Here is a 23170-nt window from a genome sequence, read left to right on the forward strand (position 1 = left end):
GTCCCAGGCTTTGCCCGCGCAAAACCGAGAGACGACGCCATTGTCCTTGCCTGCACGCCACCATTGGCCTGCAGGCTGATGCCGAGGAAGGTGCAAGGCATATGCCATGCGCACCGATTTACCCGTGCGCCTCGCGCGGCGGGGCGATGCCCGGCTATAATCGCCGCCTCTTTTCGCCGCCCGAGTCATAGCCGTCCATGTACACCCTGGCCCGTCAGCTGTTGTTCAAACTTTCCCCGGAAACCTCCCACGATCTGTCGCTGGATCTGATCGGCGCGGGCGGGCGTTTGGGCCTCAACGGCTTGCTGTGCAAGGCGCCGGCGTCGCTGCCGGTGACTGTCATGGGCCTGCAGTTCCCGAATCCTGTGGGTCTGGCGGCCGGTCTGGACAAGAACGGCGCGGCCATCGACGGCTTCGCCCAGCTGGGGTTCGGTTTTGTCGAAATCGGCACCGTGACCCCGCGTCCGCAGCCGGGCAACCCGAAACCACGGATTTTCCGCCTGCCGGAAGCCGAGGCGATCATCAACCGCATGGGTTTCAACAACCTCGGTGTGGATAACCTGCTGGCGCGGGTGGCGGCGGCCAAATACAAAGGCGTGCTGGGGATCAACATCGGCAAGAACTTCGACACCCCGGTCGAGCGCGCGGTGGATGACTACCTGATCTGCCTGGACAAGGTCTACGCCCACGCCAGCTACGTCACGGTCAACGTCAGCTCGCCGAACACCCCGGGCCTGCGCAGCCTGCAATTCGGCGATTCGCTCAAGCAATTGCTGGCGGACCTGGCCACGCGCCGCGCCGAACTGGCCCTGCGTCACGGCAAACATGTACCACTGGCGATCAAGATCGCGCCGGACATGACCGACGAGGAAACCGCGCAAGTCGCCCAGGCGCTGATCGAAACCGGGATGGACGCGGTGATCGCCACCAACACCACCCTCAGCCGCGTGGGCGTCGAAGGCATGGAACACGGCGACGAGGCGGGTGGCCTTTCCGGCGCGCCGGTGCGTGAAAAGAGCACCCACACCGTGAAAGTGCTGGCGTCCGAGCTGGGTGGCAAACTGCCGATCATCGCGGCGGGCGGTATCACCGAAGGCAAGCATGCGGCCGAGAAGATCGCTGCTGGCGCGAGTCTGGTGCAGATCTACTCGGGCTTCATCTACAAGGGCCCGGCGCTGATCCGCGAATCCGTGGACGCCATCGCCGCCAAACGCTGATCGGCGGACATGAAAGGCAGGCATAAAAAAGGGCTCCTCGAAGGAGCCCCTGGGCCGTAGCCCGCCGTCCGGGAAGGACGTGCATGGTGATCAGGTTGTTACGAAATCAGATTGTCGTGTCGCAATAAGTGCCCTGTGTCAGCCGACGGCGTGAAGTTCGTTGAGTCTGTGGATTCCCGCAGTGCCGGTCATACCGTCCCAGTTGTCGCCGCGTCCTTCTCGCCAGCCGTTGATCCAGGCTTGACGTACCGACGGTAGAGTAAATGGGCAAAGCTCACGGGATTTGCCACCAACGCCATATTGATATCCGCGCAAAAATGCTCTTTCCAACGGATCACGCTTAAGTCTTCTCATAGGGTGTTTCCCTCACTTGTTGACTGTTTTTGTCGCGTCGACCTCAATTGAGGTCTGGCAGAAAAACTCTGCCGTTGGCGGCTCGCTGCCGGCGTGGCGAGCCAAGGTGTTGACGCCGTTGCGACGTCAACCTGTGTCCAGTTCTAACCAATGAGTCACATCGATGGAATGACCGTTTTGTCATAAGGACGTAACGAAAAAGATGCTATTGCCATAAGTAACCGCGTATTTATCCAGTGTTCATTGGCCAAACCCCGGTATGATCGGCCCCGCGCTAGATGATGAGGTTAATCCTTTAGTGAGAATGACCCACGTTTACGCTGGGGTACTATTCGACGAAGGGTTGCTTTGAGTCATTTTGTTGCATCAACTTTTTTATCTGTCCCGGCATCTAAGCTCTTTTAACCCGAGCAGCGGGGATGGAACGGCACACCTTCGTGCCACGCGGGCGCTCTTGTAGAAAAGCGCCTGATTGAAAACCGGATCGGCAATGCGTTGCCGGTTCATCAGCCAAAGGCTCTGGAAAAACCATGTCCGACCGTTTCGAACTCTTCCTCACTTGCCCCAAAGGCCTTGAAGGCCTGCTCATCGAGGAAGCCGTCGGGCTTGGCCTTGAAGAAGCTCGCGAGCACACTTCCGCCGTGCGTGGCATGGCGACCATGGAAACCGCTTATCGCCTGTGCCTCTGGTCGCGTCTGGCCAACCGGGTGCTGCTGGTGCTCAAACGCTTCCCGATGAAAGACGCCGAAGACCTGTACCACGGCGTACTCGACGTCGACTGGCAGGATCACATGCTGGCCGACGGTACCCTGGCCGTGGAATTCAGCGGCCATGGTTCGGGCATCGACAACACCCACTTCGGCGCCTTGAAGGTCAAGGACGCCATCGTCGACAAGCTGCGCACCCCGCAGGGCGACCGTCCAAGCATCGACAAGCTCAACCCGGACCTGCGCATTCATCTGCGCCTGGATCGCGGCGAAGCGATTCTGTCCCTCGACCTCTCCGGTCACAGCCTGCACCAGCGCGGTTATCGCTTGCAGCAGGGCGCTGCGCCGCTGAAGGAAAACCTCGCGGCCGCGATCCTGATCCGTTCCGGCTGGCCACGCATTGCCGCCGAAGGTGGCGCGCTGGCTGACCCGATGTGCGGTGTCGGCACGTTCCTGGTCGAAGCCGGCATGATCGCCGCCGACATGGCGCCGAACCTGCGTCGCGAACAGTGGGGCTTCACCGCCTGGCTCGGTCACGTACCGGCGCTGTGGAAAAAACTGCATGAAGAAGCCGTCGAACGCGCCGCCGCCGGTCTGGCCAAGCCGCCGCTGTGGATCCGTGGTTATGAAGCCGACCCACGGCTGATTCAGCCGGGCCGCAACAACGTCGAGCGCGCCGGCCTGAGCGAATGGATCAAGATCTATCAGGGCGAAGTCGCCACCTTCGAACCGCGCCCGGACCAGAACCAGAAAGGTCTGGTCATCTGCAACCCGCCGTACGGCGAGCGTCTGGGTGATGAAGCCAGTCTGTTGTACCTCTACCAGAACCTCGGCGAGCGTCTGCGTCAGGCCTGCCTGAACTGGGAAGCGGCGGTGTTTACCGGCGCGCCGGACCTGGGCAAGCGCATGGGTATCCGCAGCCACAAACAGTATTCGTTCTGGAACGGCGCGCTGCCATGCAAGCTGCTGTTGATCAAAGTGCTGCCGGACCAGTTCGTCACCGGCGAGCGTCGTACCCCGGAGCAACGTCAGGCCGAACGCGAGCAAGCCGCTTATGATCAGGCGCCGAACGAGCCGCAAGAGCGCAAGTTCAACAAGAACGGCAACCCGATCAAACCGACGCCGGCCCCGGCGCCTGTGATCGAGCAGCCGCGCCTGAGTGAAGGCGGGCAGATGTTTGCCAACCGCCTGCAGAAGAATCTCAAGGCGATGGGCAAGTGGGTCAAGCGCGAAGGCATCGACTGCTACCGCGTCTACGATGCGGACATGCCGGAATACGCCATGGCCATCGACCTCTATCACGACTGGGTGCACGTCCAGGAATACGCCGCGCCGAAGTCGATCGACCCGGAAAAAGCCTCGATCCGCATGTTCGACGCCCTGGCGGCCATTCCGCAGGCGCTGAACATCGACAAAAGCCGCGTGGTGGTCAAGCGCCGCGAGCGGCAGAGCGGCACCAAGCAGTACGAGCGTCAGGCTGCCCAAGGCAAATTCAATGAAGTGACCGAGGGTGGCGTGAAGTTGCTGGTCAACCTCACCGACTACCTCGACACCGGGCTGTTCCTCGATCACCGGCCGATGCGCATGCGGATTCAGAAAGAGGCCGCCGGCAAGCGCTTCCTCAACCTGTTCTGCTACACCGCGACCGCCAGTGTGCACGCAGCCAAGGGCGGCGCGCGCAGCACCACCAGTGTCGACTTGTCGAAAACCTACCTCGACTGGGCGCGCCGCAACCTGTCGCTCAATGGCTTCTCCGACAAGAACCGTCTGGAGCAGGGCGATGTGATGGCGTGGCTGGAAAACTGCCGGGAAGAGTACGACCTGATCTTCATCGATCCGCCGACCTTCTCCAACTCCAAGCGCATGGAAGGGATCTTCGACGTGCAGCGTGACCAGGTACAACTGATCGACCTGGCCATGGCCCGACTGGCCAGCGGCGGCGTGTTGTACTTCTCCAACAACTTCCGCAAGTTCCAGCTGGAAGACAACCTGGCCGAACGTTATGCGGTCGAGGAAATCACCGCCAGCACCATCGACCCGGATTTCGCCCGCAACGGCAAGATCCACCGCGCCTGGAAAATCACGGCCCGTTGACACTCTGAGCAGTTGGATCCACAGAGCCTTGATTTTTAAGGCTCTTGGATCCCATCAGAGCTAGCCAAATTAGTGGCTAATAGCTATAACTCACTCACGGCCAACGGGGTTATCCCGCAAGTACTGGCGTAGTGAGTGGCCCATATGTCGTTGCACCCCGTGCGCCCAAAGATCCTGGGTTTCATCAGCGAAGAAGTCTCGGCCTGGCTGGTCGCGCTGCTGGTATTGCTCGCCGGCGGGATTCTCACGGGGCTGCTGGCCTGGGCCACCCTCAATCAGTTTCACAGCCAGTTGCGCCAGCGTTTTCAATTGCTGGCCAATGAGCGCTACAGCCGCATCGAAGAACGTTTTCAGGATCAGGAGCAACGCCTCGACGGCCTGCGCCGGTTCTTCGCCAACTCTGAATCGGTGTCCCGCGCCGAATTCGACGGCTACACCCATCCTTTATTGCTGCGCACCCAGGCCTATTCGTTCGCCTTGCGGGTGAGCGGTGCCGAGCGCGCCGCGTTCGAGCAGCGGGTGCGTGACGAAGGCCTGAGCACCTTCAGCGTGCGCGAACTCAATGCCCGCGGCGAGCTGCAACTGGCCGCGGCCCGGGATGAATACGTGGTGGTGTTGTACAGCCAGACCCAGAGCCGGCTCGGCTCGCCGTTGGGTTACGACCTGCTGGCACAACCGTTGCGCCGCACCACTCTGGAGCGCGCCGACCAGCTTCGCGGCCTGGCAGTGTCGCAGCCAATGCATCTGGTGGGTATCGAGCCGGCTTACGCCCGCGGCGTATTGTTGGTGGCGCCGGTGCTGCGCGAAGGCGAACCCAGATCATACGGCTACGTGATGGCCGTCATCAGTATGCGTCAGCTGCTGGCGGACGGTTTGCCGGATCCCCCTCATGACTACCTTTCGGTGCGCATCCTCGATCTGTCCACCAACGACCAGCATGAGGTGCTGTTCGAGTCGACCAATGATCCGGCGCCCAGCGATCTGTCGACCACGCGGCTGGTGCGCATGGCCGACCATGACTATCAGGTCGATATCTCGCCCAGCGAGGCTTTTTTGCAGGCTAACCATTCGTCGGTCGGCAGTGTGGTCATTCTGGGTGGCTTGCTCAGTCTGCTGCTCAGTGCGCTGCTGTATGTGCTGGTCAGTCAGCGTCAGCGGGCCTTGCGCATGGTCGAGTTGCGCACTCAGGAGCTGCATGAGCGCGAGCAGGAACTGCGGGGCACCCACGGCCAGCTGCGCGGGGTGCTTAACGCGGCGACGCAAGTGGCGATCATCGCCACCGACCTGCGCGGTGTAATCAACACATTCAATCCCGGTGCGGAGCAGATGCTGGGCTACGGCAGCGCCGAGGTCATCGGCCACATGACGCTGGAAAACCTGCATTTCCCCCGGGAGCTGGTCACCCGTGCGGCGGAGCTGAGCGCCCGCTATGGCAAGGCCATCCCGACCTGCCAGGCGATGCTGGTGGAGGGCGGCGAAGTCGGCGGGCATGAGGCGCGCGAGTGGACGCTGGTGCGCAAGGATGGCAGTCATCTGCCGGTGAACATGCTGGCCACCCCAGTCCTGGACGAGCAGGGGCTGTGGGTCGGGCACCTGGCGATCTGCATCGACATCACCGAACGCAAGCGCGTACACGAAGCGCTGGCGGCGCGGGACCTGCTGTTGAAGAAACTCAGTGCTCACGTTCCCGGCGGCATCTATCAGTTCAAGATGGAATTCGACGGGAGCTTCAGCGTGATCTACGCCAGCGAGGGCATCCGTGAGATCTACGAGCTGGAACCTGACGTGCTGCTGCTCAATGCCGAATCCATCTTTACCCGGATTCATCCGCAGGATGTCAGCCGCGTGCGCAAGTCGATCCGTGCCTCGGCGGATAACCTCAGCCCGTGGCGCGAGGAGTACCGCGTGCAATTGCCAGAGCGTGGCCTGCGCTGGGTGCGCGGCGAAGCGACCCCGGAGGAACTGCCGGGCGGTGGCGTGCTCTGGCATGGCTACATCTCGGACATCTCCGACCTGAAGCGCGTGGAGGAAGAACTGCGCGCACTGTCGGTGACCGATTCACTGACCGGCATCCACAACCGGCGCTATTTCCAGGAACGTCTGACGACCGAAATGGCCCGGGTCGAGCGTGGAGGTGGCGAACTGTCGGTGATCATGCTCGATATCGATCATTTCAAACGGATCAACGATCAGTACGGCCATGCAGTCGGCGACCGGGTGTTACAGGCGGTGTGCGAGCGCATCGGCCATCGGCTGCGGCGTACCGACGTGTTCTGTCGCTTGGGCGGCGAAGAGTTCATGGTGCTGTGCCCGGACATCGACGGTGATCATGCGTACATGCTGGCCGTGGAGTTGTGGCAAGGCCTGCGCGGGGCGCCGGTGGATGTGGTCGGTGTGGTAACGGCGAGTTTCGGGATTGCCAGCTGGCGGCCGGGGGAGGGCGCTGATTCGCTGTTGTTGCGGGCGGATTCAGGGGTTTATGCGGCGAAGCAGGGCGGGCGGGATCGGGTCGAGCGGCAGATGAACTAGGCACTAAACGTGTGGGAGCCAGCCTGCTGGCGATCGCTTCAGTTCAGTCAATGATCCAGTGACTGACACTCCGCCATCGCCAGCAGGCTGGCTCCCACAGTGTTTTGTGGTGTGCTTACAAGACCGAAGCGGTTTGCGTCGCTCGCGGCTGTTTGTAGAGATCCAGCAGCACCTGATCCAGCACCGACGATGCACCGAAAGGCGCCTTGTCGTTGAGGATCGCCACCACGGCCCATGTGTTGCCATTGACGTCGCGGCTGAAACCGGCGATTGCGCGCACAGTATTCAGGGTGCCGGTCTTGACGTGGGCTTCACCGCGCACGGCGGTGGTCTTCAGGCGTTTACGCATGGTGCCGTCCATGCCGGCAATCGGCAGCGAGCTGATGTACTCGGCAGCGTAAGGGCTGTGCCACGCAGCCTGCAGCATCGCGGCCATTTCCCGGGCGCTGACCCGCTCGGCACGGGACAGGCCGGAACCGTTCTCCATGACCAGATGCGGCGCGGTGATGCCTTTTCTCGCGAGCCACTGGCGCACCACCCGTTGCCCGGCCTTGGCATCATCGCCATCGGCTTCGTTGCGGAATTTCTGGCCCAGGCTCAGGAACAGCTGCTGAGCCATGGTGTTGTTACTGTATTTGTTGATGTCGCGGATGATTTCCGCCAGATCCGGCGAGAAGGCGCGGGCCAGCACTTTGGCGCTGCTTGGCGTCGGCGCCAGACGATCCTTGCCCTGGATGCTGCCGCCCAGTTCCTTCCAGATCGCCCGCACGGCACCGGCGGTGTAGGTCGCGTGGTCGAGCAGCGACAGATAAGTCTGCGAGCTGCAGCCTTCACCCAACTGACCGGCAACGGTCACGGTCACGCTGCCATCGGCCTGTGTCACCGGGTTGTAGCGCACGCCACCGGTGCATTGCTTGGAGTTGAGGGCCTTGACGGTGTTCTCGATCTTGATGCTGGCAATCGGCGGTTCTACTGAAACCAGCACCCGGCCGCCGTCATTGCGGGCCACGAAACGCAGGGCCTTGAGGTTGACCAGCAACGAGTCCGGCTTGACCAGGAACGGCTTGTTCTCGTCATTGCCGTCATCATTGAATTCCGGTAGCTGCGGTTGTATGAAGAAGCTGCGGTCCAGCACCAGGTCGCCGGTAACCTGGGTCACGCCGTTGGCGCGCAGGTCGCGCATCAGCAGCCAGAGTTTTTCCATGTTCAGCTTTGGATCGCCGCCACCCTTGAGGTAGAGGTTGCCGTTGAGGATGCCGCCGCTCAGGTCGCCGTCGGTGTAGAACTCGGTTTTCCACTGGTGGTTGGGGCCGAGCATTTCCAGTGCGGCGTAGGTGGTCACCAGTTTCATGGTCGAGGCCGGGTTGACCGACACGTCGGCGTTGTACACGGTCGGCGTGCCCGGACCCTCCAGCGGTACCATCACCAGCGACAGGGCGCTTGGCTGCAGCTTGCTGGCCTTGAGGGCTTTTTCGACGTTGGGTGTCAGGGACGTGTTGATGGTGGCAGCGCAGACCGGCAGGGCCAGGGGGAGAAAAAGGCCGGCCAGGAGCAGAGGACGCAACGATTTGATCATATGAAATAAAACCCTACAGCCGAGGGGAAAAAGACGAGGACATGGATGAAAAGGCCCTCAGTGGTCATGAAAGTGTCGGCATTATGCCCCAAGGTGTAACAGCTTGTGCCTTTCCTAAGGGGCCCGATGGGTTATTTTTTTACGGGCGGTCGTACGCACGTCCCGGATAGGCGGGCAATCGCCGCCTTAAACTGGTAAAGTGCCGGCCGTTATTACTTAAGAGGATTGTTCCAATGGCGACTAACCGTTCCCAGCGTCTGCGCAAAAAACTGTGCGTCGATGAATTTCAAGAGCTGGGTTTCGAACTGAACCTGGGCTTCAAAGAAGACCTGTCCGAAGAAGCCATTGACGCTTTCCTCGAAGCATTCATCAAAGAAGCCATGGAAGCCAACGGTCTGGGCTATGTCGGCGGCGAAGACTTCGGTCTGGTTTGCCTGCAGAAGCGTGGCTCGGTTTCCGAAGAGCAGCGCGCTGCCGTTGAAGCCTGGCTGAAAACCCGCTCCGAGCTGACCACTACTGAAATCAGTCCGCTGCTGGACGTCTGGTATCCGGAAAAGCCGATCAACGCGGCCAAGTGATGCAAAAAAACGGCGACCCTGGGGTCGCCGTTTTTTTATGCCTGCTTTTTAATCAGGCATCAGGCCTTGCGCCAGTTGAGGATCAGCAAGGTCAACACTCCCGCGACAATCCCCCAGAAGGCCGAACCGATGGAAAACAGCGTCAGCCCCGACGCCGTGACCATGAAAGTGATCAGCGCCGCTTCCCGTTCCTTCACTTCGGTCATGGCAATGCTCAAGCCGTTGATGATCGAACCGAACAGCGCCAGCGCGGCAATCGACAGCACCAGTTCCTTGGGCAGCGCGGCAAACAACGCCGCCAGCGTGGCGCCGAACACCCCGGCAATCCCGTAGAAAATCCCGCACCACACCGCCGCGGTGTAACGCTTGTTGCGATCCTCATGGGCATGGGGCCCGGTGCAGATCGCCGCGCTGATGGCCGCCAGGTTGATGCCATGAGAACCGAATGGCGCCAGCAGCAGCGAGGCAATGCCTGTGGTGGTGATCAACGGCGAGGCCGGGACGTTATAGCCGTCGGCGCGCAGCACGGCGACGCCGGGCATGTTCTGCGAGGTCATCGCTACGACAAACAACGGAATGCCGATGCTGATGGTCGCGGCGAGAGAAAAGTGCGGCGTGGTCCAGACCGGCGTTGCCACTTCCAGATGAAAGCCGCTGAAATCCAGCAGCCCCATGAAGCCCGACAGCGCGGTGCCGATCAGCAGCGCAGCGAGTACCGCATAACGCGGCGTCAGGCGCTTGACCACCAGATAAGTGAAGAACATCCCCAGCACCAGGCCGGTACGGTGCTGCGCAGCGACGAAGATTTCGCTGCCGATCTTGAACAGAATCCCCGCCAGCAATGCGGCGGCAAGGGAGGCGGGGATTTTTTTCACCAGGCGTTCGAAGCTGCCGGTCAGACCGCAGATCGTCACCAGCACCGCGCAGGTGATGTAGGCGCCGATGGCTTCGCCGTAGGTGACGCCGCCGAGGCTGGTGATCAGAAGGGCTGCGCCGGGTGTCGACCAGGCGATGGTGATCGGCGTGCGATAGCGCAGCGACAGGCCGATCGAACACACCGCCATGCCGATGGAGATCGCCCAGATCCACGAGGAAATCTGCCCGCTGCTCAGGCCCGCGGCCTGCCCGGCCTGGAACATCAGCACCAACGAACTGGTGTAGCCGGTCATCATCGCGATGAATCCGGCGACGATGGCAGAGGGCGATGTGTCCGCAAAGGGGCGCAGTCGGGTGTGGGTGATTTCGTTCATGACAGCGGCGTTCCTTGTTCAAGCCACGGATTTCGGGTTTAAGCCTAAACTCAAACGTAACGATGCGTTGCAATACAGCCGAAGTCACAAACAGCCGTACAGTCGTGTTGCCACCTTCCATTGTGTACAATCGCGCTGTTTTTTACGCGATACTTGCCAGCGACCCACTGTGCCGTATTACAGTCACGGTCAATTCGCCGCCGTTCTTCCCGACTCGAGTGCCCATGAACGAACAGTTGCAACCCCTCAAGAAACAACCGCGAGCAGGCAAAGCCGGCCGCAGCGGAACCCAGGACGATATCGTCTATGCGCATATCTTCGAGGCCATCCTCGAACAACGCCTGGCGCCCGGTACAAAGTTGAGCGAAGAAGCGCTGGGGGAAATTTTCGGGGTCAGCCGCACCATCATTCGCCGCGCGCTCTCGCGTCTGGCCCATGAAGGCGTGGTGCTGTTGCGGCCGAACCGTGGCGCGGTGGTGGCGAGCCCGAGCGTTGAAGAAGCGCGTCAGGTGTTCCTCGCCCGGCGTCTGGTGGAGCGCGCAATCACCGAGCTGGCGGTGCAGCACGCCACCGCCGAGCAGATCGCCGAACTGCGCCAGATGGTCAACGACGAACGCGACAGCTTCTCCCGTGGCGACCGCGGCGCGGGTATCCGTCTCTCCGGCGAATTCCACCTGAAACTGGCCGAAGCGGCGAAAAATGCGCCGTTGATCAGCTTTCAGCGCAGCCTGGTTTCACAGACGTCGCTGATCATTGCGCAATATGAAAGCGGCAACCGTTCGCACTGTTCCTACGACGAGCACACTCAGTTGATCGACGCCATCGAAGCGCGCAACGGTGAGCTCGCCGTAGATTTGATGATGCATCACATGGATCACATCGACAGCAAACTCAACCTCGACGAGGAAAGTGCTTCGGACGATCTGCATGCGGTGTTCTCGCATCTGTTGCAGACCAGGAAGCCGGGGCGTCCGGCGGCCAAGCTCTGACCGGCACCGAGTCGCGAAGGCGTCCTGACAGGCAATAAAAATCCCCCGGAGCTGAACGCTGTCGGGGGATTTTTTATACCTTGGAAAAACTAGCGCTGGTGTACCAGCGCACCCGCCGCATAGGTCTGGGCCACAGTGCGGTCATCGCCCAGCGTCATCAGCACGAACAACGTCTCGGCAATGTTGTTTGACTGCTTCAAGCGATAGCTCAGCAGCGGCGTGGCGTTGTAGTCCAGCACCAGGAAGTCGGCGTCGGAGCCCGGTTGCAGGTTGCCGATCCTGTCTTCCAGGCGCAGGGCTCGCGCGCCGCCGAGGGTGGCGAGGTACAGCGACTTGAACGGGCTCAGGCGCGCACCTTGCAGCTGCATCACTTTGTAGGCTTCGTTCAGGGTCTGCAGCAGCGAGAAACTGGTGCCACCGCCGACGTCAGTGCCGAGCCCGACGTTCAGCTTGTGCTTCTCGGCCATCGGCAGGTTGAACAGGCCGCTGCCAAGGAAGAAGTTCGACGTCGGGCAGAACGAGATCGCCGAACCGGTTTGCGCCAGGCGCGCGCATTCTTCGTCGCACAGGTGCACGCCGTGGGCGAACACCGAGCGCTCGCCGAGCAACTGATAGTGATCGTAGACGTCCAGATAGCCTTTGCGCTCCGGGAACAGCGCCTTGACCCACTCGATTTCCTTGAGGTTCTCGCTGATGTGGGTCTGCATGTACAGATCCGGGTATTCAGTCAGCAACTGCCCGGCGAGGGTCAGTTGTTCCGGAGTGCTGGTCGGGGCGAAGCGCGGGGTCACGGCGTAATGCAGGCGACCCTTGCCGTGCCAGCGCTCGATCAGCGCCTTGCTCTCGGTGTAGCTGGATTCAGCGGTGTCAGTCAGGTAGTCCGGCGCGTTGCGGTCCATCATCACCTTGCCGGCGATCATTCGCAGGTCGAGCTTCTCGGCCGCTTCGAAGAACGAGTTCACCGACTGCGGGTGCACGCTGCCGAACACCAGGGCCGTGGTGGTGCCGTTGCGCAGCAGTTCCTTGATGAAGATGTCCGCGACCTCATCGGCGTGGGCCTTGTCGGCGAACTGGCTTTCGCACGGGAAGGTGTAGGTGTTCAGCCAGTCCAGCAGCTGTTCGCCGTAGGCGCCGACCATGCCGGTCTGCGGCAGGTGGATGTGGGTGTCGATGAAGCCCGGGGTGATCAGCGCATCCTGGTGATGCGTGATCTCGATATCCGCCGGCAGCGTCGGCAGCAGCTCGCTGGCGTGGCCGAGGGCGCTGATCTTGCCGCCATCGACCACCAGCAGGCCGTCCTCGAAATACTCGTAGGAGGCTTCGGTGCCGACCTCGGCAGGGTCGGCGATGCTGTGCAGGATGGCGGCGCGGTAGGCTTTGCGAGTCAGAGGCATGAGGGTTCTCTAATCAGTTTGAGGCTTTGAGTGTGGCGGCCTGACTGCGGCGCGAAACCGGCAGCAGTTTGGCAATCGGTTCGGCGCTGGCGGTGTGCTGGCCGAAATTGGCGTTATAGGTGGCGATGATTTCGCCGGCGATGGAGATGGCGATTTCCACAGGCAATTTGCCTTTGACTTCGCTGATGCCCATCGGGCAGCGCATGCGTTGCACGACACTGGCGTCGAAGCCACGGTCACGCAAGCGGTGTTCGAACTTGGCCCGTTTGGTTTTCGAGCCGATCAGGCCGAACCAGGTGAAATCGTTGCGCTTGAGAATCGCGGCGGTGAGTTCCAGATCCAGCTGATGGTTGTGGGTCATGACGATGCAGTAGCTGCCCGCCGGCAGGTCGTCGATTTCATCCACAGGCTCTTCGGCGACGATTTTGCGCACGCCGTGGGGAATCTGCTCGGGGAATTCCTCTTCCCGGGAGTCGATCCAGCGCACCCGGCAGGGCAGGCTGGCGAGCAAGGGAACCAGTGCGCGACCCACATGACCGGCGCCGAACACAGCGATCTGCGCCTGCACCTGGCCCATCGGTTCGAACAACAGCACCGTAGCGCCGCCGCAGCACTGACCGAGGCTGGCGCCGAGGCTGAAGCGCTCCAGATGGGTGTCTTGCTTGCCGCTGGCGAGCATCTCGCGGGCGATCTGCATGGCTTTGTATTCCAGGTGCCCGCCACCGATGGTGTCGAACGTCTGGCGAGCGCTGACGACCATTTTCGAGCCGGCATTGCGCGGCGTCGAGCCGAGCTCTTCGATGATCGTCACCAGAACGCAGGGTTCGCCCTGGTTCTGCAGGTCGGCGAGGGCGTCGATCCAGTTGTACATAGTTCACCCCTACAACATCGTTGTCTGTTCGGGCCTCTTCGCGAGCAAGCCCGCTCCCACATTGGATTTGCACAAGTCCAACAGTCAGCACATATCCCTGTGGGAGCGGGCTTGCCCGCGATGGCCGCGCCTCGGTCCTAGAGCGGAGCCAGCTCGGTTTCAGCTTCGACGGCTTTCACTGCCTTGAGCTGACGCATCTGCTCGCAACCCCACAACACCCGCTCCGGGGTCGCCGGCGCGTCGATCTTCGGCTGATACTTGTAGTCGCCCAGACTGGCCACCGCATCCTTGATTGCGCACCACGCGGCGATGCCGAGCATGAACGGCGGCTCACCCACAGCCTTGGAGTGGAACACGGTGTCTTCCGGGTTCTTGCGGTTTTCCACCAGTTTCACCCGCAGGTCCAGCGGCATGTCCGCCACGGCCGGGATCTTGTAGCTGGCCGGGCCGTTGGTCATCAGCTTGCCTTTATTGTTCCAGACCAGTTCTTCCATGGTCAGCCAGCCCATGCCCTGGACGAAGCCGCCCTCGACCTGACCGATGTCGATGGCCGGGTTCAGCGAGGCGCCGACGTCGTGGAGGATATCGGTACGGAGCATCTTGTACTCGCCGGTCAGGGTGTCGACGATTACTTCGCAGCACGCCGCGCCGAAGGCGAAGTAGTAGAACGGTCGGCCACGAGCCTGGCTGCGGTCGTAGTAGATTTTTGGGGTCTTGTAGAACCCGGTGCTCGACAGCGACACCTGATTGAAATACGCCAACTGGATCAGCGCCTCGAAGGTCATGATGTGGTCACGCACCCGTACGTGGCCGTTGTGGAATTCCACGTCCTCTTCGCTGACTTTGTAGTGCCGCGCGGCGAATTCGACGAGTCGCTGCTTGATGATTTCTGCTGCGTTCTGCGCCGCTTTACCGTTCAGGTCAGCACCGCTGGACGCTGCGGTTGGCGAGGTGTTCGGCACCTTGTCAGTGTTGGTTGCAGTGATCTGTACCCGGTCCATTTCCACCTGGAACACTTCGGCCACGACCTGCGCAACCTTGGTGTTCAGGCCCTGGCCCATTTCCGTGCCGCCGTGGTTCAAGTGGATGCTGCCGTCGGTGTAGACGTGCACCAAGGCACCGGCCTGATTGAGGAAGCTGGCGGTGAAGGAAATGCCGAATTTCACCGGGGTCAGCGCCAGGCCTTTTTTCAGGATCGGGCTGTTGGCGTTGTAGCGACGGATCGCTTCGCGGCGCTCGGCGTACTGGCTGCTTTCTTCAAGTTCGGCGGTCATCTCTTCGAGCATGTTGTGCTCGACGGTCTGGTAATAATGGGTGACGTTGCGCTCGGTCTTGCCGTAGTAGTTGGCCTTGCGCACGGCCAGCGGATCGAGGTTCAAGTGACGGGCGATGGCGTCCATCACTTCTTCGATCGCGACCATCCCTTGCGGGCCGCCGAAACCACGGTAGGCGGTGTTCGACGCAGTGTTGGTCTTGCAGCGGTGACCATTGATGGTGGCATCGCCCAGGTAGTACGAGTTGTCCGAGTGGAACATCGCACGGTCAACGATTGAGGCCGACAGATCAGGCGAGCAGCCGCAGTTGCCGGCCAGATCCATCGCGATCCCGTGCAGGCGCCCGGTGCCGTCGAAGCCGACGTCATACTCGACGTAGAACGGGTGGCGCTTGCCGGTCATCAGCATGTCTTCAACCCGTGGCAGGCGCATCTTGGTCGGCTGGCCGGTGAGGTGCGCGATTACCGCACACAGGCAAGCCGGGCTCGCAGCCTGGGTTTCCTTGCCGCCGAAACCACCGCCCATGCGGCGCATGTCGACCACGATTTTATTCATCGACACGTCGAGGACTTCGGCCACCAGTTTCTGCACTTCGGTGGGGTTCTGGGTCGAGCAGTAGACGATCATGCCGCCATCTTCGGTCGGCATCACCGAGGAGATCTGCGTCTCCAGATAGAAGTGTTCCTGGCCGCCGATGTGCAGCGTGCCCTGGATGCGATGTTCAGCCGTGGCCAACGCGTTGGCCGAATCGCCGCGCTGATGGGTGTGGCTGTCGAGCACGAAGTGGCGTTTGCGCAGGGCTTCGACCACGTCCAGCACCGGTTCCAGATCTTCGTATTCGATGATCGCGGCCATGGCGGCCTTGCGTGCGGTTTCCAGATCCTTGGCGGCCACGGCCAGCACCGGTTGACCGACGAACTGCACATCATCGATGGCCAGCAGCGGATCGCCTGGCAGCAGCGGGCCGATGTCTTTCAGGCCCGGTACGTCTTCGTGGGTGATGGCGATGCGCACGCCTTCGAAGGCGTAGCAGGGTTTGGTGTCGATGCTGATGATTTTCGCGTGGGCGCGATCCGACAACCGTGCGTAAACGTGCAACTGATTCGGGAATTCGAGCCGGTCATCGATGTACTGCGCTTCACCGGACACATGCTTGGCGGCGCTGTCGTGCTTGACGCTGCGGCCGACGCCGGTGGTCAGGTCTTTGGCGAACAGTTCAGCCAGTTCAGCTTGCGTTTTCTCTACGCCGTGATGGTTAGACATAAGCGGTCACCCGAGTCTCGATGTGCGGTGTTTGCAGTTCGATGAAGTATTTGCGCAGCAGGTTCTGCGCGCTGAGCAGGCGGTATTCCTTGCTGGCGCGGAAGTCCGAGAGCGGGGTGAAATCCTCGCCCAGCGCGGTGCAGGCGCGCTCGATGACAGCGTTGTTGAACGGCTGGCCGAGCAGCACGGCTTCACAGTGCGCGGCGCGTTTCGGGATCGCGGCCATGCCGCCGAAGGCGACGCGGGCGTCGGTGATCACGCCGTTCTCGACCCGCAGGTTGAACGCGGCGCAGACGGCAGAGATGTCGTCGTCCAGACGTTTGGAGACTTTGTAGGCGCGGAAGCGCTGCTCAGTCGTGGCGCGAGGGACGATGATTTTCTCGATGAACTCGCTTTCCTGACGCGCGGTGACCCGGTAATCGATGAAGTAATCCTCAAGGGCCAGCGTGCGGCGGGTCTCACCCTTGCACAGCACGATCTGCGCGCCGAGGGCGATCAGCAGGGGTGGCGAGTCACCGATCGGCGAAGCGTTGCCGATGTTGCCGCCCAACGTGCCCTGGTTGCGGATTTGCAGGGAGGCAAAGCGGTGCAGCAGCTCGCCGAAGTCCGCGTACTCGGCGTTCAACGCTTCGTAGCAGTCGGAGAGGGCGGTGGCGGCGCCGATTTCAATGCGATCCTCGAAGTGCTCGATGCGCTTCATTTCGGCGACGTTGCCGACGTAGATCATCACCGGCAGGGTGCGGTGGAACTGCGTGACTTCCAGCGCCAGATCGGTACCGCCGGCCAGCAGCCGAGCCTGTGGATAAGCGTCGTAGAGATCGGCCAGGTCGGCCACGGTCAGCGGCACCAGGCAGCGTTTGTCGCCGCTGTTGAGTTCGCCGATCGATGTCGGGGCAATGGCTTTGAGGCGGGCGATGGTTTGCGCTTCACGGGCGTCGAACTGGTCCGGTTGCTTGCCGCAGCAGGATTGTTCGGCAGCGGCCAGGATCGGCCGGTAGCCGGTGCACCGGCAGAGGTTGCCAGCCAGCGCTTCGTGGGCCTTGGCCTGATCCGGTGCATCGCTGTTCTTTTGCAGGGCGAACAGTGACATCACGAAACCGGGGGTGCAGAAACCGCATTGCGAACCGTGGCACTCGACCATGGCTTTCTGCACGCTGTGCAGTTCGCCCTTGTGCTTGAGGTCTTCGACACTGATCAATTGTTTGCCGTGCAGCGACGAAACGAACGTCAGGCACGAATTGAGGCTGCGATAGCGAATGTGCTCGCGGCCATCGTCATCCGTCTGCAACTCGCCGACCACCACCGTACAGGCGCCGCAGTCACCGCTGGCGCAGCCTTCTTTGGTGCCGGATTTACCCACATGTTCGCGCAGGTAGTTGAGCACAGTCAGGTTCGGGTCCAGGGCGTGCTCGCTACGGAGTTCCTGGTTAAGTAAAAACTGGATCACGGAAGGCCTCGCAGACTCATTATTGTTGTTGAGCGACTTGAGCCGAATTTAGCAGGTCTGACTTTTCGGTCAATTGTTTTCTGACTTAAAGGTCAGGAAAAGCCGTTTTGTCGCTCAACCACGTGTCTCTTCAGTATTGACCCTCATTGGATCAAGCGCTTTTTTGCGGGATTCGTGCCAAAAACCGCTGTGCGGGCACTCCGCCATGACCGCGCATTGCGCTACACTGCGCCGCTTGTGCAGATCGAAGAGTTTGAAGGACAACCATGACGTTCAAGGCGCCGGACAGCCTCGCCGAGCAAATCGCTCACCACCTCGCCGAACGGATCATTCGCGGCGAAATGAAGCCGGGAGAGCGTATCCAGGAACAGAAGGTCACGCTGGCGCTGAACGTCAGCCGCGGCTCGGTCCGCGAAGCCTTGCTGATCCTCGAGCGCCGTCACCTGATCGCGATCCTGCCGCGCCGCGGCGCCCACGTCACAGAGCTGACGGCGCACAAGGTGCAGAGCCTGTGCACGTTGATGAGCGAGCTGTACATCCTGCTCGGCAATGCAGTGGCCAATGGCTGGCAAGTCCAGGCCGACATGGCGCCGTTCGTGCAGATCCAGCAACGCCTGACCGCCAGCTACGAGCGTCAGGACATCCGCACCTTCGTCGACGACAGCTTCAACGTGATGCGCGCCGCGTATCCGTTCGCCAACAACCCGTACCTGCAGGAAACCGTCGAAAACCTGCAACCGGCCATGAGCCGTGCGTACTTCCTCGCGCTGGAGCAGCGCAAGGCCGAGATGAGCGAGTTCCTCGAACTGTTCGAACGCTTGCTGGCCGCCGTCCTTGCCCGTGACCTGCCGCAGATCCGCATCGTGCTGACGGCTTACGCCCAGCGCAGCTGCGATCTGGTGGTGTCCGCCCTGACGGTTGCCTGACCTTGCGCCTCAAGTGCATCAAGCTGGCGGGGTTCAAATCCTTCGTCGACCCGACCACGGTGAACTTCCCCAGCAACATGGCGGCAGTCGTCGGGCCGAACGGTTGCGGCAAGTCGAACATCATCGACGCCGTACGCTGGGTGATGGGCGAAAGTTCGGCGAAAAACCTGCGCGGCGAGTCGATGACCGACGTCATCTTCAACGGCTCGACCAGCCGCAAACCGGTGAGCCAGGCGAGCATCGAACTGGTGTTCGACAACTCCGACGGCACGCTGCTGGGCGAGTGGGCGGCGTACGCGGAAATTTCGATCCGCCGCAAAGTGACCCGCGACAGCCAGACCACTTATTACCTCAACGGCGCCAAATGCCGTCGTCGCGACATCACCGACATCTTCCTTGGCACCGGCCTCGGCCCGCGCAGTTACTCGATCATCGAGCAGGGGATGATCTCCAAGCTGATCGAGTCCAAGCCCGAAGATCTGCGTAACTTCATCGAAGAAGCCGCCGGCATCTCCAAGTACAAGGAGCGCCGGCGCGAGACCGAAAACCGCATCCGCCGCACCCACGAAAACCTTGCCCGTCTGACCGACCTGCGCGAAGAACTCGAACGCCAGCTCGAACGCTTGCACCGTCAGGCCGAGGCCGCCAGGAAGTATCAGGAATTCAAGGCCGAAGAGCGCCAGCTCAAGGCGCAACTGTCGGCCTTGCGCTGGCAGGATCTGAACGATCAGGTGGGCCAGCGCGAATCGATCATCGGCAACCAGGAAATCAGCTTCGAAGCGCTGGTCGCAGAACAACGCAACGCCGATGCGGCGATTGAACGCCTGCGCGACGGTCACCATGACCTGTCCGAGCGCTTCAATCTGGTGCAGGGGCGCTTCTATTCGGTCGGCGGCGACATCGCCCGGGTCGAGCAGAGCATCCAGCACGGTCAGCAGCGTCTGCGTCAGTTGCAGGACGACTTGAAGGAAGCCGAACGCGCGCGCCTCGAAACCGAATCGCACCTGGGCCACGACCGCACGTTGCTGCTGACCCTCGGCGAAGAGCTCGATCAACTGACCCCCGAGCAGGAAATCACCAACGCCGCCGCCGAAGAAGCCGCCGCTGCGCTGGAAGATTCCGAAACCGTCATGCACGGCTGGCAGGAGCAGTGGGACGCCTTCAACCTGACCGCCGCCGAACCCCGTCGTCAGGCCGAAGTACAGCAGTCGCGCATCCAGCAGCTGGAAACCAGCATGGAGCGTCTGGCTGATCGGCAAAAGCGTCTGGGCGAAGAGCGGGCGCTGCTGTCGGCCGATCCGGAAGACGCGGCAATCATGGAACTCAGCGAACAGCTCGCCGAGTCCGAGGCCACCCTTGAAGATCTGCAGACCAGCGAAGAAGCCCAGGTCGAAAAGCTTGAGCAGCTGCGACAGGAATTGCAGCAGGCACTGACTGCGCAGCAGCAGGCGCAGGGCGATTTGCAGCGCCTCAATGGTCGCCTCGCATCGTTGGAAGCCTTGCAGCAGGCCGCGCTCGATCCGGGTACCGGCACCGCCGAATGGCTGAAGGAACACAACCTCGCCGAGCGTCCGCGTCTGGCCGAAGGCCTCAAGGTCGAGGCTGGTTGGGAGCTGGCGGTGGAAACCGTGCTCGGCGCCGACCTGCAAGCGGTGCTGGTGGATGATTTCGATGGTTTCGATCTGTCCGGTTTTGCCCAGGGCGATCTGCGTTTGCTCAGTCCCGGCAATGACGGCGTGCGCATGCCGGGCAGCCTGCTGGACAAGGTCGAGGCGCAGGTCGATTTGTCGCCCTGGCTCGCTCAGGTCAAACCGGTCGACAGCCTTGAACAGGCGCTGGCCCTGCGCAGCCAATTGGCCGCCGGGCAGAGCCTGATCAGTCGCGACGGTTATTGGGTCGGCCGGCACTTCCTGCGGGTACGCCGCGCCAGCGAGGCCGAAAGCGGCATGCTCGCGCGCGGTCAGGAAATCGAAGCGCTGCATCTGGAACGCGAAGAACGCGAAGCCACGGTCGAGGCCATGGAAACCCGTTTGCAGACCCTGCGCGCGCAACAGCGTCAGCAGGAAAACGGCCGCGAACATCTGCGTCGTTTGCTGCAAGACGAGGCCCGCCAACAAGGCGAATTGAAAGCCCAGCTGTCCGCCGGCAAAGCCAAGGCCGAACAGTTGAACCTGCGCCGCACCCGTCTCGATGAGGAACTGGTCGAACTCGCTGAACAGCGTGCGCTGGAGCACGAAAGCATCGGCGAAGCGCGGATCCAGTTGCAGGACGCCCTCGACGCCATGGCCCTCGACACCGAGCAGCGCGAATTGCTGCTGGCCCAGCGCGACAGCCTGCGCGAGCGGCTGGATCGCGTGCGTCAGGAAGCCCGTCAGCACAAGGACCACGCCCATCAATTGGCCGTGCGTCTCGGCTCGCTGCGGGCGCAGCATGATTCGACCCGTCAGGCCCTTGAACGTCTGGAAATGCAGGCCGAGCGCCTCACTGAAAAACGTGAACAGCTCAGTCTTAATCTGGAGGAGGGCGAGGCACCGCTGGAAGAGCTGCGCCTGAAACTCGAAGAGTTGCTCGACAAGCGCATGAGCGTCGACGATGAACTCAAGACTGCTCAAATCGCCCTGGAAGACGCCGACCGTGAACTGCGCGACGCGGAAAAGCGCCGGACCCAGGCCGAGCAGCAATCGCAATTGATCCGTGGCCAGCTCGAACAGCAACGCATGGAATGGCAGGCCCTGACCGTGCGCCGCAAGGCGCTGCAGGATCAACTGCTGGAAGACGGCTACGATTTGCATGGCGTGCTCAATACCTTGAGCGCCGAGGCCAGTGAGAAGGAGGCCGAAGAAGAACTGGAACGCATCGCCGCACGCATTCAGCGCCTGGGCGCGATCAACCTCGCGGCGATCGACGAATACACGCAACAATCCGAGCGTAAACGTTATCTGGATGCTCAGGACGCCGATCTGGTCGAGGCGCTGGAGACTCTGGAAAACGTCATCCGCAAGATCGACAAGGAAACCCGTAACCGTTTCAAAGATACCTTTGATCAGATCAATGGCGGTTTACAGGCTCTTTTCCCGAAAGTTTTCGGTGGAGGGCGCGCCTATTTGGAACTGACGGGCGAAGATCTACTCGATACAGGGGTGACGATCATGGCGCAGCCGCCCGGAAAGAAGAACAGCACCATCCATTTGCTGTCCGGCGGCGAAAAAGCCCTGACCGCACTGGCGCTGGTTTTTGCGATCTTCAAGTTGAATCCGGCACCGTTCTGCATGCTCGATGAAGTTGACGCACCACTGGATGACGCTAACGTTGGACGCTACGCACGATTGGTCAAAGAGATGTCGCAGACCGTGCAGTTCATCTATATCACCCACAACAAGATCGCCATGGAAATGGCTGACCAGTTGATGGGCGTGACGATGCACGAGCCGGGTTGTTCGCGACTGGTAGCCGTGGATGTCGAGGAGGCGATGGCAATGGTGGATGCCTGAGCCGGCGCTGTCGGAAAAGGTATTTGTAGTCTGTAGGACATATTTACCGGCTTCGACTTGCTGGCCAATCGACATAATCGCGCAAGCCAATGAGACAGACGGTGTAAAGTTGTCTTTGGTCGTGCTAGTTTAATGTCAATTTTTCGTATACGTGGGCAAAACGCCTGTCAGAACATAGAGTTGGCGCCACGTTTTAAAGCGGTTTGCACAATGTAAACCCCTTATTTTTCAGCATTTTTTATAGAGGCACGGGATTACATGGAAATCGGTCTGCGCGAGTGGCTGATCGTCATCGGCATCATTGTGATAGCCGGTATTCTTTTCGATGGCTGGCGCCGTATGCGCGGCGGCAAGGGAAAACTGAAATTCCGTCTTGACCGAAGTCTGTCCAACCTGCCGGACGAGGACACCAGCGCTGAGCTGTTGGGCCCGGCCCGCGTGCTGGATACCCATAAAGAGCCGCAACTGGACGAACACGACCTGCCATCGGTAAGCATGCCGGCCCGCGAACCACGCGAGCCTCGCGAATCCGGTTCCAAGCGCGGCAAGCGGGGCGGCAATGGTCCGGCCCAGGGCGACCTGAACCTTGATCTGGATCTGGACGGCGGCCCTAGCTTCAGCAGCCGCGACGATGATTTCGTCGAGCCTGCCGCCAAGGCGTCGCCGGCAGTGGCCGATAAAGATCAGCCGCAAGCCGAAGAAGTGCTGGTGATCAGCGTGATCTGCCGCGATCCGGCCGGCTTCAAAGGCCCGGCACTGCTGCAGAACATTCTGGAAAGCGGTCTGCGTTTCGGCGAGATGGACATTTTCCACCGTCACGAAAGCATGGCCGGCAACGGTGAAGTCCTGTTCTCCATGGCCAACGCGGTCAAGCCGGGTATCTTCGATCTGGACGACATCGACCATTTCAGCACTCCGGCGGTGAGCTTCTTCCTCGGCCTGCCAGGCCCGCGTCATCCGAAGCAGGCCTTCGACGTGATGGTCGCGGCAGCGCGCAAGCTGTCCCAGGAACTGAACGGCGAATTGAAAGATGACCAGCGCAGCGTCCTGACCGCGCAGACCATCGAGCACTACCGTCAGCGCATCGTCGAATTCGAACGTCGCGCCCTGACCCAGAAGCGTTGATTGAAAAGGTTGCCTCGCGATAAAGAGGCAATCGGCAAAATAGATTGAGCAGCCTCGGCTGCTCTTTTGCTTTATGAGAGAACAC

The 23170-nt window shown here is 61.3% G+C and carries 15 protein-coding genes; 8 read left to right on the forward strand and 7 right to left on the reverse strand.

What is annotated here, in order from left to right:
• The first annotated feature begins 197 nt into the window (after window positions 1–197).
• Window positions 198–1217, forward strand: a complete 1020-nt coding sequence (locus C6Y56_RS09085; RefSeq protein WP_169429567.1) for a quinone-dependent dihydroorotate dehydrogenase — start codon at window positions 198–200, stop codon at window positions 1215–1217.
• Between the two features lie 138 nt (window positions 1218–1355).
• Here the strand turns inward: C6Y56_RS09085 and rmf are convergent, their stop codons facing one another.
• The gene (rmf, locus tag C6Y56_RS09090; RefSeq protein WP_003223300.1) at window positions 1356–1571 is read right to left on the reverse strand and encodes a ribosome modulation factor; all 216 of its coding nucleotides are present in this window, start codon (window positions 1569–1571) and stop codon (window positions 1356–1358) included.
• 530 nt (window positions 1572–2101) lie between these two features.
• On the opposite strand from rmf, the gene rlmKL reads away from it, so the two are divergent.
• Window positions 2102–4372, forward strand: a complete 2271-nt coding sequence (gene rlmKL, locus C6Y56_RS09095; RefSeq protein WP_169429568.1) for a bifunctional 23S rRNA (guanine(2069)-N(7))-methyltransferase RlmK/23S rRNA (guanine(2445)-N(2))-methyltransferase RlmL — start codon at window positions 2102–2104, stop codon at window positions 4370–4372.
• A 144-nt stretch (window positions 4373–4516) separates the two neighbouring features.
• On the forward strand, window positions 4517–6901 hold the full coding sequence (locus C6Y56_RS09100; protein ID WP_169429569.1) for a sensor domain-containing diguanylate cyclase: 2385 nt from the start codon (window positions 4517–4519) through the stop codon (window positions 6899–6901).
• A 115-nt stretch (window positions 6902–7016) separates the two neighbouring features.
• Here C6Y56_RS09100 and dacB read toward each other — a convergent pair whose 3' ends face one another.
• A complete protein-coding gene (gene dacB, locus C6Y56_RS09105) occupies window positions 7017–8477 on the reverse strand; it encodes a D-alanyl-D-alanine carboxypeptidase/D-alanyl-D-alanine endopeptidase (protein ID WP_169429570.1) in 1461 nt (486 codons plus the stop codon).
• Between the two features lie 233 nt (window positions 8478–8710).
• On the opposite strand from dacB, the gene C6Y56_RS09110 reads away from it, so the two are divergent.
• The gene (locus tag C6Y56_RS09110) at window positions 8711–9055 is read left to right on the forward strand and encodes a YggL family protein (protein ID WP_085711916.1); all 345 of its coding nucleotides are present in this window, start codon (window positions 8711–8713) and stop codon (window positions 9053–9055) included.
• A 59-nt stretch (window positions 9056–9114) separates the two neighbouring features.
• Here the strand turns inward: C6Y56_RS09110 and C6Y56_RS09115 are convergent, their stop codons facing one another.
• Window positions 9115–10305 (reverse strand): benzoate/H(+) symporter BenE family transporter, encoded by a 1191-nt coding sequence (locus tag C6Y56_RS09115; protein ID WP_169429571.1) that lies wholly within the window; start codon window positions 10303–10305, stop codon window positions 9115–9117.
• A gap of 224 nt (window positions 10306–10529) precedes the next feature.
• Between C6Y56_RS09115 and C6Y56_RS09120 the strand changes: the two genes are divergently transcribed.
• Entirely contained in the window at window positions 10530–11294 is a 765-nt protein-coding gene (locus C6Y56_RS09120; protein ID WP_065259727.1) for a GntR family transcriptional regulator, read from the forward strand.
• Window positions 11295–11383: 89 nt separating this feature from the next.
• Here the strand turns inward: C6Y56_RS09120 and guaD are convergent, their stop codons facing one another.
• The 4 genes from guaD to xdhA all read right to left on the reverse strand — a co-directional run bounded on the left by guaD (window position 11384) and on the right by xdhA (window position 17543).
• A complete protein-coding gene (guaD, locus tag C6Y56_RS09125; protein ID WP_169429572.1) occupies window positions 11384–12688 on the reverse strand; it encodes a guanine deaminase in 1305 nt (434 codons plus the stop codon).
• Between the two features lie 13 nt (window positions 12689–12701).
• Window positions 12702–13559, reverse strand: coding sequence for a xanthine dehydrogenase accessory protein XdhC (gene xdhC / locus C6Y56_RS09130; protein ID WP_169429573.1), 858 nt, complete (start codon window positions 13557–13559; stop codon window positions 12702–12704).
• A gap of 137 nt (window positions 13560–13696) precedes the next feature.
• A complete protein-coding gene (gene xdhB, locus C6Y56_RS09135) occupies window positions 13697–16096 on the reverse strand; it encodes a xanthine dehydrogenase molybdopterin binding subunit (protein ID WP_169429574.1) in 2400 nt (799 codons plus the stop codon).
• On the reverse strand, window positions 16089–17543 hold the full coding sequence (gene xdhA, locus C6Y56_RS09140; protein WP_169429575.1) for a xanthine dehydrogenase small subunit: 1455 nt from the start codon (window positions 17541–17543) through the stop codon (window positions 16089–16091). The genes xdhB and xdhA overlap by 8 nt, the downstream gene beginning before the upstream one ends.
• A gap of 266 nt (window positions 17544–17809) precedes the next feature.
• On the opposite strand from xdhA, the gene C6Y56_RS09145 reads away from it, so the two are divergent.
• The 3 genes from C6Y56_RS09145 to zipA all read left to right on the forward strand — a co-directional run bounded on the left by C6Y56_RS09145 (window position 17810) and on the right by zipA (window position 23085).
• Window positions 17810–18469, forward strand: a complete 660-nt coding sequence (locus tag C6Y56_RS09145) for a GntR family transcriptional regulator (RefSeq protein ID WP_065259722.1) — start codon at window positions 17810–17812, stop codon at window positions 18467–18469.
• Window positions 18470–18471: 2 nt separating this feature from the next.
• On the forward strand, window positions 18472–21960 hold the full coding sequence (gene smc / locus C6Y56_RS09150; RefSeq protein WP_169429576.1) for a chromosome segregation protein SMC: 3489 nt from the start codon (window positions 18472–18474) through the stop codon (window positions 21958–21960).
• A gap of 258 nt (window positions 21961–22218) precedes the next feature.
• A complete protein-coding gene (gene zipA, locus C6Y56_RS09155) occupies window positions 22219–23085 on the forward strand; it encodes a cell division protein ZipA (RefSeq protein WP_169429577.1) in 867 nt (288 codons plus the stop codon).
• Window positions 23086–23170: the final 85 nt, after the last annotated feature.

The organism is Pseudomonas fluorescens, from assembly GCF_012974785.1.
In the GTDB taxonomy this organism is placed as follows: domain Bacteria; phylum Pseudomonadota; class Gammaproteobacteria; order Pseudomonadales; family Pseudomonadaceae; genus Aquipseudomonas; species Aquipseudomonas fluorescens_BT.

What these genes read in the sequence shown, in the direction of transcription:
- C6Y56_RS09085 (WP_169429567.1), top strand. Translation starts at nt 198, where the DNA reads ATGTACACCCTGGCCCGTCAGCTGTTGTTCAAACTTTCCCCGGAAACC.
- rmf (WP_003223300.1), bottom strand. Translation starts at nt 1,571, where the DNA reads ATGAGAAGACTTAAGCGTGATCCGTTGGAAAGAGCATTTTTGCGCGGA.
- rlmKL (WP_169429568.1), top strand. Translation starts at nt 2,102, where the DNA reads ATGTCCGACCGTTTCGAACTCTTCCTCACTTGCCCCAAAGGCCTTGAA.
- C6Y56_RS09100 (WP_169429569.1), top strand. Translation starts at nt 4,517, where the DNA reads ATGTCGTTGCACCCCGTGCGCCCAAAGATCCTGGGTTTCATCAGCGAA.
- dacB (WP_169429570.1), bottom strand. Translation starts at nt 8,477, where the DNA reads ATGATCAAATCGTTGCGTCCTCTGCTCCTGGCCGGCCTTTTTCTCCCC.
- C6Y56_RS09110 (WP_085711916.1), top strand. Translation starts at nt 8,711, where the DNA reads ATGGCGACTAACCGTTCCCAGCGTCTGCGCAAAAAACTGTGCGTCGAT.
- C6Y56_RS09115 (WP_169429571.1), bottom strand. Translation starts at nt 10,305, where the DNA reads ATGAACGAAATCACCCACACCCGACTGCGCCCCTTTGCGGACACATCG.
- C6Y56_RS09120 (WP_065259727.1), top strand. Translation starts at nt 10,530, where the DNA reads ATGAACGAACAGTTGCAACCCCTCAAGAAACAACCGCGAGCAGGCAAA.
- guaD (WP_169429572.1), bottom strand. Translation starts at nt 12,688, where the DNA reads ATGCCTCTGACTCGCAAAGCCTACCGCGCCGCCATCCTGCACAGCATC.
- xdhC (WP_169429573.1), bottom strand. Translation starts at nt 13,559, where the DNA reads ATGTACAACTGGATCGACGCCCTCGCCGACCTGCAGAACCAGGGCGAA.
- xdhB (WP_169429574.1), bottom strand. Translation starts at nt 16,096, where the DNA reads ATGTCTAACCATCACGGCGTAGAGAAAACGCAAGCTGAACTGGCTGAA.
- C6Y56_RS09145 (WP_065259722.1), top strand. Translation starts at nt 17,810, where the DNA reads ATGACGTTCAAGGCGCCGGACAGCCTCGCCGAGCAAATCGCTCACCAC.
- zipA (WP_169429577.1), top strand. Translation starts at nt 22,219, where the DNA reads ATGGAAATCGGTCTGCGCGAGTGGCTGATCGTCATCGGCATCATTGTG.